At 42.1% G+C, this 12,116-nt stretch carries 3 protein-coding genes; all 3 read left to right on the forward strand.

Annotated features, from left to right (window positions below; genetic code table 11):
• Positions 1–84: 84 nt before the first annotated feature.
• Complete coding sequence (locus tag KKD45_05535) at positions 85–1,131, forward strand: hypothetical protein (GenBank protein ID MBU4309948.1); 1,047 nt, start codon at positions 85–87, stop codon at positions 1,129–1,131.
• A 382-nt stretch (positions 1,132–1,513) separates the two neighbouring features.
• On the forward strand, positions 1,514–7,753 hold the full coding sequence (locus KKD45_05540) for a fibronectin type III domain-containing protein (GenBank protein ID MBU4309949.1): 6,240 nt from the start codon (positions 1,514–1,516) through the stop codon (positions 7,751–7,753).
• Positions 7,754–7,928: 175 nt separating this feature from the next.
• Positions 7,929–12,116 (forward strand): hypothetical protein (locus tag KKD45_05545; GenBank protein ID MBU4309950.1); only part of this gene is annotated, 4,188 nt, incomplete at its 3' end.

The following is a 12,116-nucleotide window of genomic DNA, read 5'->3' on the forward strand; positions in this document are numbered from 1 at the left end:
ACAATCAATTTATCCCTTATAAATTTAAAATAAATTTAATTAATTAATCTGCCTCGGCGGATTGATTGCTTGAATTTTATTCCCATGCAAAAAACAAAAACAAGAAGATTTCTTGTTGCCTTAGTAATATTTTCTATGGTAACAACTTATTTGACAATGCCTACGGCAAAAGCGGCTTCATTTGATTCTGCAAAAGACACAATCAGTGATTCAGCACCGAGTATTGTTACAACACATACTATCACAGTCAATCTAGGCACCGCTTTGGTAGCTGGTGATTATGTTAGTATTGATTTCGGCTCCTTTACTGGTGCTGTGGAAGGCAATACTAGTTGTGCTGCTTTTGGTGATTCAACTGCAACCACTACCGTTGACGGAGTTGGTTGTGAGGTTAACACTGCAGTTAGCTCAACAACAGATCAGACAATTACTGTTACTGGTGTAACCAGTCCAGTGGCTGGTGGTTACTCTGTTTACGCTCGAACTTATAATGCTAGTGGCGTAGAAATTGAAAATGCGCAAATGATTGTGTATTTAGTAGATGCTGTAACTGTTACCGCTCACGTTAACGCAACTTTGACATTCGGAGTTGCTGCAATTAATGCTGGCGTTGAGATTAATGGCGCAACAACAACTGCTACTTCAACAGCAACTGCAGTTCCTTTCGGAACTTTGAGTTCTGTGGCACCTTCAGTAGTGGGCCAAGAGTTATCAGTAACAACTAATGCTAGTAATGGTTTTAGTGTGACTGTTCAACAAGACGGTGAAATGGTTTCAGCTGCCGGAGCTAACATTAACAGCTTTAAAATGGCTGCTAATAACGCTGGTTTAGCGACACCTGAAGTTTGGTCTGATCCAGTGGCAACATTGGGCAGTGATAATACTTATGGTCACATGGGTCTTACCACTGATGATTCTGATGGTGCTATCGGAACAGCCTTTGGTGGTGCTAAGCTTGCAGGTTTAGCTGCAACTGCTCCTATGGAGATTATGTCTCACACTGGTGCAGCTGATGGTTCTACACCTGATAAGGGTAAAGTTAGAGTGGCTTACGAAGTTGGTATTACTGACTTACAAGAAGCTGGTGATTATCAATCAACTTTGACTTACGTTTGTACACCTACTTACTAATATTTAGTAAATAGATTCTATATAGTAAAAACTCCTCCGGTTTTACCGGGGGAGTTTTTGTTTTACCTTCGCCACGCCGTAGCTTTTTTAGCGTAGGCGGGTTTTTTTATCCACAGTGTTATTTTTAAGGCTATTTCGGTTCCTTGCTATGTTCAAAAGTGCTTTAAATATGACAAATTTTCTTCCTTTTCTTGTTTGTTAAATTATTGCAAAGAGTGCCTAAAAAATGTTATAATAACTTTAGGAATCATAAATTTGTGCATAAAAATATTTCAAATAAATTTCTTCAAAAATAAAAACAAATCATTTCAGTATCCAGCTAAAATTAAGCAAAAACAAAAACAAAATTAATTAAACAAATAATTAATTTTTTTATTTTTCCATGCTTGTAAGAAAAGGAAAGACTAATATACCCTTTGATTTGTTAAAAAATCTCAGAAGTCAGCTAAAAGAACGAAAGTTTAGCTGGCGTTTTGTTTTTTTAGCGGGATTAATTATTTATGTGTTTGGTTTTTCGCCTTTTGGTTTTGCACGCAAGACTATTCGAGCGATTATGGGCGTAGATGTGGCGGTGGTGGATTTATATGTTGGTAATGCGAGTCTTAGTAGTGAGCAAACTGATTTTAAGACTGGTTGGTGGAGTGAGCAGAAGACCCTGGGTGAGCCTGATTTGGGACCAAATGATGAGTTAATGGCTTTTAATGATGGTAATTCAGCTTTTTATTCAGGCGGAAAATATTCTTTAATTTTAGATAATTTTTTGCCATCAACTGATTACAGCGTAGCCACTGACGATCAAGCAATAATATCAGTTGAGCAGCCAGTAGAAGCCAGCTCATCGGTGACGGAGCCGGAGGTGCAAGGCGATATTGATTTAGCTACAACGACTGAGGTGCAAGGCGATATTGATATAGCTACAACGACTGAGGATGTTGTTCAGCCAGATTTAAACACAGAAGAGGAGGCACCGATGTCATCTAGTGATGAACCGCTAGTTGATGATTACGACAATGTTCAAATAATAGAATCAATTCAGACACCAGTATTGGATAATGATTCAGTGGAGGTGATTGAGCCAGTGCAAAATCCTGGTGGAGCAGAAGAGACGCCAAAAGAAGTTTCTTGGCTCGATAAAACTCTTAATTTTTTTGGAAAAATTAGCGCTAGTGTGAATAATTATTATGCTTTGGCACAGGATAGTGTAATTGACTTAGAGAGTTTTGGTAATTTTCAAGGAGCGACGATTAAATTTTCTTTAGCTACAGCAAATATAAAGCAAGAAGCAGGCAGTCTTGAGCAGGGGGTTGATAGTGTTGTGAATGTGGAAAATGATTTGCAGCAACTAGCGACATCGTCTGATGAGATAGCCAGTTCAACTGATGTTTTGCCAAGCGTTGAAGATTTGGTGGCAACTAGTACGCAGTCGCGACTAGATGTGCTCAGGGATTTTTTTGCAAAAAAAGTGAATGCACAGACTGATGATAAAATTGTTATTTGGTATGCAGTGGGCGAGGTAACTAGCACATCAACTGATAGTCTTTTATGGCAGGAATTGGGACGAATTAGCAATGCGGATGCCTCGAATGCTTTACATGGCGGTTATTTTGAGTATGACGCTAGTTTCTTGAAAAATTGGACAGATGTGAAAAATTTACACTTGAAGCTGGAGGGTGTAAACGACAGTGAGGATGGTTTTGTTTTTTATTTGGACAGTGCTTGGGTGTCAGCGGAATATGAGGTCGCGGATAATGCGCCAGAGTTGGAGGCTTTGCGACGAGCACGTTGGGAACAGGCTTTGCAAATGTTGTCCGATCAGAAGGATTTTAAGATTAACGAAAAAGGTGAGATTCGTTTTAAGTATACTAAAAATAACGAAAAACTATTATCCAAAGTAGGTGAATTTTTGGGTTGGACGAGTTATTGGAGCGACATTGACTTACGCGCCGAGTTAATTGGTAAAGATGGTCAAGTTTTAAATTTCCAACCGACGATTTTCTTCGAAGATGACGGTGAATTTGTGATTACCTTGCCCGATTTACCAGCTGATTTTGAGCCAGGTAAATATTCGATTAAATTTATTATTATTGACAACTCTGGCGATGTGCCAGAGACGATTGAAATAACTCGAGATTTTAGTTGGGGAGTTTTGGCTTTGAATTATGACAAGTCTGTTTACCGGGAGAATGAGCGCGCTTATTTGCAGATGGCGGCCTTGGACGACGGTGGCCATACCCTGTGTGATGCGGAATTGCTCTTAAGGATAATTAGCCCCAGCGGTGTAGTCAAGGAATTTGATACGGCGAGTGGAACGATTGCGCTTAGTCCTGCTTGCGGTCCCGAAACAGTGACTGATGTTCCGGATTATTTTGCGTATTATGATGTCGCTGAAGCAGGGCAGTATGCCATTGAATTAACAGCAATTACCAGAAACGGGACACGCAACATCAGTGATGTCTTGGAGGTGAAGGGTAACCTACCCCTTGAGGTGCAGCGAGTGGGGGCGACGCGTATTTTTCCAAAAGCTGATTATGTAATGACGATGCTCGTAACAGCCAAGGAGGATTATTCTGGCGACATTGTTGAGTCTATGCCAGCAAATTTTAGGGTTGTTAGTAATGATTTACGAATTACTAATTCGATTGAGCGCGATCCCTATGGACCTAGTTTTGAATATGAAGAGAATGTTGTCGGTGATCGAAAAATTTTAACTTGGAAAGGTGTGGAGATTTTGAAGGGAGATATTTTGGAGATTAAATATCGCTACGATGCCCCTGATGTGTCGCCGGAATTCTATTTACTGGGACCATTGACTATTGGCTCTGCGACAGAGATGCGTCCTTGGCAGATTGCTTCGGATGCAGTGATTAACAAAGTGAAAACGGTGGCCTTTATGGCCGGTGTTTATAATGGCGGGGCCACAACTGGGCAGAATACTAATACAAACAATTCATTTGCAAATTTTAATTTTAAATTAGCCGAAACTGGTGTGGTGGTTAAGAATGCTTACATCATGTTTGAAGCTCAGATTGAGGGTTATGTGAATAATACTGGTAACTATACTGGCTACACGCTTGGTTTTGATGCCTGTCAGGAGTCGTGTACGGCTAATTCTCTAACGGGAGTCGGCCGTGTGGCGCAGGCCGACGGCACGGTCTTGTCTTTTGATGAATCCGAAAGTAATCAGGTGCGCTTGCTTTTTGATGTGACAAGCGAGGCACAGTTGGCCGCTTATACTGGTGCCGGCGCGCTAATGCAAGGAGCACTACATTATAACTTTGCTTTTGGTTCAGTCATTAACAGTATTGCTAATGCTAAAGCGGTTTTGTATGTCACTTACACCTATGACACTAATACGGTTAATCAGACCAATACTGTCACTTATCCACTGGATTCGACCAATGGCACTGACAATGGCTCTCGACAAGCCAGTATAGGGGCTTGTACGCGTAATAGTACCTGTCCTTTGTTTGATTATAAAATGGATATTCCTGAGTTTCCAAGTGGCGCAACTAGTACTAGTCGTTTGTCGCAGTGGTTTCGATTTTATGATGCAAATAGTGGCAACACAACTACCGACTTAGATCCAAATATCAATCTAACCGGCGTAGATGTGAATAGCGCTAGTTTTCATTATGAAGCGGCTCTGCGTGATCAGGTTAGTATGCCGGCGATGTATTTTCCTGATTGGGCCAGTTCTGGTTATGCTGAAAATTCTAGTCAGCAGGTAGAATATTATATTAATTCTGCGACAAACTTTGGCGTCGGTGGCGAAATCTTTGAAACTTATATTTCCTCTTCCAGTGCGGCGACAAAGACGCGGACTGTGTCTTTGCCGATGGGAATTATTAATAATGGTGCCGTGAATACCTTGACTAGTAAAGAGGTCGGGGTTTATTTTCCCGAGAACGGTAGTGCGACTGGCACGGTTAAAATTAAGAGTGCGTGGGTGCGTTTAATAACCAGTAATGTGACATCGGCGAATCAAACGATAACGGTTTCGAGTACAGTGGGTGATAATGCCACCTCCACCAACTTGGCTTATGATTACAATTCCGGCACAACAATTACAAAACCGTCTTTTAATTTGATTCATATTATTCCCGTGGCTGATTATGCGGAATTGGAAAAGGCCAATTCGGCAACGGTGAAGAAGGTGCGTATAAACACAACAGCCAGTTCTTTGACCTATGGTGGTATTTCGGCGGAATTGATGATTACCTATACCTATACCTCAGAAAATAATGGCTACCTTGCTTCAGTGCGGATGTATGGTGGGCAGAGTATGACCGCGGGCAATAGTCAGTCAGCAACAGTTAATACGGCTAATGCGGTTTTGCCGGAACCAGCCAATAAGACAATTCTGGCTGCGGGAGTTTTGAGTAGTTATTTATTTGGTAATTCAACCGTCAACTCTATGCCGACCGCTAATATTCTTTTGGGCACCAATTTGAGTACCAGCTCGCCAGTTTGCTCAAATATTCACACTTCTTTCGCGGTAGGCGTAAACATGACGACTGAATTTTATCGCGACGTGACGGCGAATTTATTGACAACCAATAACCAAACTTATCAGGCTTGCTATACTAATAACGGGGCGGCCAACGCCACCACAGGGGCCAAGATGAATGGTCAATTTATCTATACCTATAAGTGGGATAATTTTCCGCCGACCGGTAGTTTTAATTCGGCAGTCACTCGCCGGGACGGCACTGGCGTCGTGGATCTTTCGCTTGAGGTTTATGATGTTAATAATCAGGAGTCGAGGGCGAAACTGGAATTTGCGACCGGAACCAGTTGTGTTTTTAGTCCAGCCGGTGATCCGACGATTGATGAAACTGACGCCAACGTAACAGCGGACTATGGCGATCCGCAAGTGTTGAATACCCAAACATATCAAATCGGCACCGAAGCAAATCCGATTCGCACTGCCTCGGGCACGAATTCAGTCTTTGTTGATTGGCAGACTCAAAGTGATCTTCAAGGCTTGGAGGGGACTTACTGTGTGCGCTTAACGGCAAATGATTTCTTGATTGATCAGGCGACGCCGGCCACAACTACGGTTTATATTGATAATCTGAAGCCAACCGCTCCCGGTGCCTTGAGCTTGAATAAAAGAACTGGATCCTCGGTGATTTTGAATTTTGGGGCGACCAGTACTGAGACAAACTTTGTTGAGTATAAGATTTTTTATAAGCTTTATGATGGCACCGATCCTACCGAGCTTAGTAGTGTTTTATCATCATCTACTGACGTTAATTTGGCTAATAAGTTATTTAATGGCAAGGCGACGACTACAATCTCCGGTTTGAATTCTCGCACTAAATATAGTTTTGCAATTTGGACTTATGATGCTTATGGTAATAAAGCCAGTTCGAGTCGCGTGGACATTGAGACTAATGATGCTCCGACAGTTAGTGTGAATTCTTTGGCACAGAGAGCGGACGGTGGCGGTGTGGTTGATTTGTCGATTGAAGTTGATGATAGTGATAATGATGATACAGTGGTTGCGAAAATGGATTATGTTCTGGGGGCGGCTTGTAATTTTGCCTCGCCAGCAATCCCAACCTTAGATACGACACAGGCCAATATTCAGGCTGATTGGGGAGCGCCAACGATTTCCAATGCCCGTGAATATCAAATCGGTACAAGCTCAAGCTTTATTATTACTTCGCCAGGCTCTAATACGGTTGACTTCGATTGGTTTGGAAAAACCAATTTGCCAACTGGTGACGCGACTTATTGCGTGCGCTTACAAGTGAAGGATGATTTAGATTCGCAAATTTTAGTAGCAACGAGCACTTTGACTATCGACAATGTTACTCCGACACTACCTGGCGCTTTAATGAATGGCGGCGTGACAACGAATAGTGTTACTTTGATTTTTGCGACGACAACACCGGCGACAGATACAAATCCGCCGACAGTAAATGCATATAAGATTTTTTATAAAGAGGGGACTAGTGGTGTGACAGAAGCGGATACTGAGTATGACCTGACCGCCCTTAATGCATATAATTATAGCGGCGCAACTTCAAGCAAGTTGAGCGGCTTGAATCCAGACACGAATTATGTTTTTAATATTTGGGCTTATGATAAATATGGTAATAAAGTTGCGTCTACGGAAATAACCGTTAAGACTAGTAATACGATTGTGAATAATTCCTTGACATTTGTGAATGCTACATCAACGAAGACAGCTTTGGCGAGTGGAGACGAATGGATATTCCGGGCTGTCGTATCTGAAGAAAATGGCTGGACTGCTTTAGATAATGTAAGACTACGTTTGGCCGATAATGTCGACAATGTTGCTCCATACGGTGATCTGGAATTTACTTGGAATCAGGCGACTAATCAATTTACGGAAACCGGCACTGATACGGCCAATGGCGTGTCGCTTGGCAATAGTACATCTGATTGTTTGTCAAATACCTGCACCTTGGACTTTAAATTAATTTTTAGTAAAACATTTGCCAATACTAATGTGGAGTACAATGCTGGTCTTTATAGTACTAATGACGTGGCTAAACTCGATGATGACAATTATTCGCTATTTTATAAGGTGCAGAAAATATTTGTGAAACAGATTCACTATCGTTGGCGTAATGATGACGGAGGAGAATAATCGCCTTTGGCGAATTTTCAATTTTCAATTTACAATGAAGGAGGATTAAATAATTCACAAGAGGGGATTGGTTAGTCTCCCTCTCCTGGCCAGGAGAGGGTCGGGGTGAGGTGGTGGCAGGTCGCACGAATAAAGGCTTCTAATAAATATGGGGTAAGTTGATACAAAATAACAAATGCAAAACATATTTAAAAAACAGAATAAATTTTTCAGAACGGTTGTAATCAGCTTGTTTAGTGCTGTTTTGTTTTTTGGTTTATTTTTCGCATACAACTCAAAGGCGGCAACTGATGTGGCACAAGTTCAAGATGGTTTTAGTTTGGAGCAGGTGACGCCAGCGAAGGATTTTCAGATGAATGAGTTGCCGGCTTTGGATTTTCAGTTTAAGAAACAACGAGGGTTTTGGGCAGGCTTAGGAGTTGGCGTGAAAGGTCTTTTCGTTGATGAATATAAGCAAATGAATATTGAGTCCAAGGTGGAGAGCCAAAAATTGGAGGTTGATAATAATTTGTTTGATATTGAATATTTAAAGAATGGTAAATTCCGCGCTAGTTTCAAGGATAAACCACGACAGTTTAAGCCAGGTAGGTATTCTCTGGAATTAACAATCAAGGACGATACTTTAACTGGTGGCCAGACGCTTAATTTTACGCAGGATTTTAATTGGGGGGTCTTAGCCATTAACTTTAATAAATCAATTTATAAAAATGGAGATAGCGCCTATATTCAAATGGCGGTCTTAGATGAGCACGGTAGTACGATTTGTGACGCTGATTTGAATTTGGAAATTAGCACCCCGGGTCTTTTTGGCGGGACGGACACTTTGAGCACAAAGAGTAATACAATAGTTCGTAATCCTGCCTGCGGACCGGATAACGTGATTGAGACTCCGGATTATTATCTTAATTACGGTGATTTAAAAAATGGCGCTTACGATTTAAAATTGACGGCGACAACCAAGAATGGTGTTTATGAAATTGCCGATAGTTTCGAGGTGAAAGAGGGGACGGTTTTTGAAGTAGAAAGAAAAGGTCCGACGCGTATTTATCCAAAAGCAAATTATCCTCTAACTTTTGATGTACGCGCGAATGCTGATTTTGTCGGAGAAGTGGTTGAGGTGGTACCAAAAGATTTTTTAATTGCGTCTGCTGTAGTGGAACGAATTTTTACCGACGGAAGTTCTCAAAAAATTGACAACAAGCTTGAGGAGTATATTATTGGTGACTCGAAGTATTTGGTTTGGAAAGGACTTGATTTGAAAAAAGGGGAAAAATTAAGTGTCTCTTATATTTTTGATGCACCCAATGTGTCGCCGGAGTTTTATTTGTTGGGACCTTTGCAGATGAATAGCAATAATCAAAAATTGACGGTAGAAAATCGACAGTGGCAGATCGCGTCCGATGCCGTGGCGCAACATTTTGTGGCTCGAAGAGTGGCTAATGAAGCGAACGCATCGGCAGCCGGTTGGGTAAACGTGACCGGTACCGCTCAATCAGGAACGAATGCATCGGCCGCTGGTTGGATTGCTGGTTCGAATTTTACAGTGGGCAAGAAGTATCTCTTAATGGTTTGGGGTTATCATAATGTGGGCAATCAAAATGTTAATTCTGGTTTACGGGTGACGCACAATAATGTGGCTTTTCCAGAATCGCAGACCATGGAAGAGGCTGATCAGACCAGTGTGTCCTACAAGACACCGTATCACTGGTTTACGGTTTGGACGGCTGCTAATGAGGATATTAATGTGCAATTGTATAATATCTCTAATACGACTAATGTAGAGGATATAACTTTGACCGCAATTGCGGCTGATGATTTGATTGCAAGTGGCGACTTAGTGTGGAATGTGGCCACTTCTACCGGTGGCGCTTTGACGACGACGCCAACTAGCAAAACGAGTATTAACTGGACGCCAAAGATGAATAATGATAATTGGCTAGTTGATGCTTATACGCAGGCAGATATTGTGACGGTTGGATCGTCTAATTATCGTGCTCAAATGAATATTGATGCTGGAAAAATTGTTTCCTTGCAAGATGTTGAGGGTGAAGATGGTAATGATACACCAGTTTATGGTTTAGGCTGGGCACAGACATTTACTCAAGCGGCGCACTCAGCATCAGTGGAAATATCGCAAGATGCGGCTACGATGCAATGGTTGGCAGCCGGCGTGATGGCTTTGAATTTGAGTGAATTTCAGGATTCAGCGATTTTTGCAACCACGACTCCTGTGGACTTAACAACTACAGGTGTATTCTATAAGGTGGCCGGGGTAAGTTCTCTTCCAAAAATAACAGGTGATTGGTTGTCCTTGAGCGGTTTTATGGCAGATGACAATGGTGGGGTGGTAACGGCCAAGATACAGGAATCATTGATTGATACAACGGCAACTCTGGGTGGTTTCCAACACAATGTTGCTGATATTATTCCTTACACGGCGGCGGATATTGCTAATTTTTCTACAGCCAATAAGAGCATTGAAACCTATGCTCAACAGACAGCGGGCACTGCGGCAGTGGCAACCTATCCATGGGTAGCGGCTTTTTCCATGGAATTAAAATCACCACCGACGAGTTATTTTAATTCAGTGGCGCAAAAAACTGATGGTAGTGGCAAGGTGGATATTTCTATGGAAGTGGCGGATGTGGACTGGGAACCAACACGAGTTAAAGTTGAATATGCAACCGGCACAACCTGTGTCTTTAGTCCGTCCGGTGATCCGACGATTTCGACAGTGGACTTGGACACCACGGCTGATGTTGGCGATCCTCTGATTGATAATGCGAATGCGTATCAAGTGGGGACAAGTAGTGCTTATATTTTGACCGATTCCGGCAGTAATACGGTTAATATTGACTGGTTGTCAAAAACTGATTTGCCAACAATTGCTGGAGCCACTTATTGTGTGCGTATTACAGCTGATGATATTCGCAAAACGCAAACCAGTTCGGCTACGACGACAGTTTATATCGATAATGTGGCGCCGGTGATTTCTCAAGCGCTTACTTCTAACCTGGCCTATAAGGTCGGCGATACCCTACGCGCAACCATTACAGTAGCGGCTGATCCAAGTGTTTACCTGTTGGCTAGTTCGACAACAACGATCAATGGCGCCTCGACGACCAATCTGCAAAAAATAAATGATACTACTTATACGCTTGATTATGTAATTGCCGAGGGACAAACTGACCGCGCGACCGGAACGATTCCGTATTATCTGGTTTTGGTTGATGCTTATGGCAATCAGAGTATTGCCTATAGTGGCAATTTTATTAACGGTTCGATTGATGCGCATGCGCCGGCAATTAGTTCAGTGACAGCGCCTAATTTGATGTATAAAGTTGGTGATACCTTGCGAGCGACAGTGACGGTTGCTTCCGATGTTGATGTTTATACCTTGGGCGCGTCTACGATTAATGGTAAAACAGTTACAAATCTGCAAAAAATTAATAGCACGACTTATACTTTGGATTATGTGATAATTGAAGGTGATACTGATCGCGCTAGTGGCACGATTCCGATTTCGATAATTTTGCGTGATGCTTCTGGTAATCTGAATACTGCCTTTACAGTTTTAACCTCGACGGCCTCTTTAGACGCGCATAAGCCGGTAATTTCGGCAGTTTATATCGCGAATGGTTCTTATGGTATTGGTATGAATATCCCATTGTCGATAGTTGCTGATGGAAAAGCCTATGTCTCCTTGGGGTCAACGGTTAATGGGGTGGCTATTAATCCGGCAAATTTAACTGATAATAATGATAATACTTATACTTTGATTTATACGGTGCAGGAAAATGACTTAGACCGGACGGCGGGTACAATTCCGATTTCGATAGTTTTGCGTGATGCCTATGGCAATGTTAATGTTGCTTTTACAACGCCGAGTGCTAATACGGCTTTAATTGATGCGCATAAACCACAGATATTGACGATTAGTTTGCCGAATCTGGTTTATAAGGTGGGGGATACGGTTCGCGCTACAACCACTGTCACTGCCGATGTGGATACTTATACCTTGGGCACAACCACAATTAATAATGTTGCTGTGCAAAATTTGGTCAAGATTAATGACTCTACTTATACATTTGATTATTTAGTCCAAGAGGGGAATACGGATCGAACCACAGGAACGATTCCGGTTAGTTTAATGTTGAAAGATGGTTTGGGGCAGTATAATGATCCAGCCGCCACAACTGTGCAGGTCAATACCGCCTCGCTTGATGCGCACACCACTAGTATTACCAATGTTGTTTTCGCACCAACAAGTGGTGTGTTAAAAGTGGGCGCGATTGCAACTGCCACCCTAACAGCCTTTAATAATGAAACCGGACTATTAGCTGGTAGCACAATGACTATCAAC

It is taken from the genome of Patescibacteria group bacterium, from assembly GCA_018897195.1.
Classification (GTDB): Bacteria; Patescibacteriota; Patescibacteriia; order Patescibacteriales; family UBA12075; genus JAHILH01.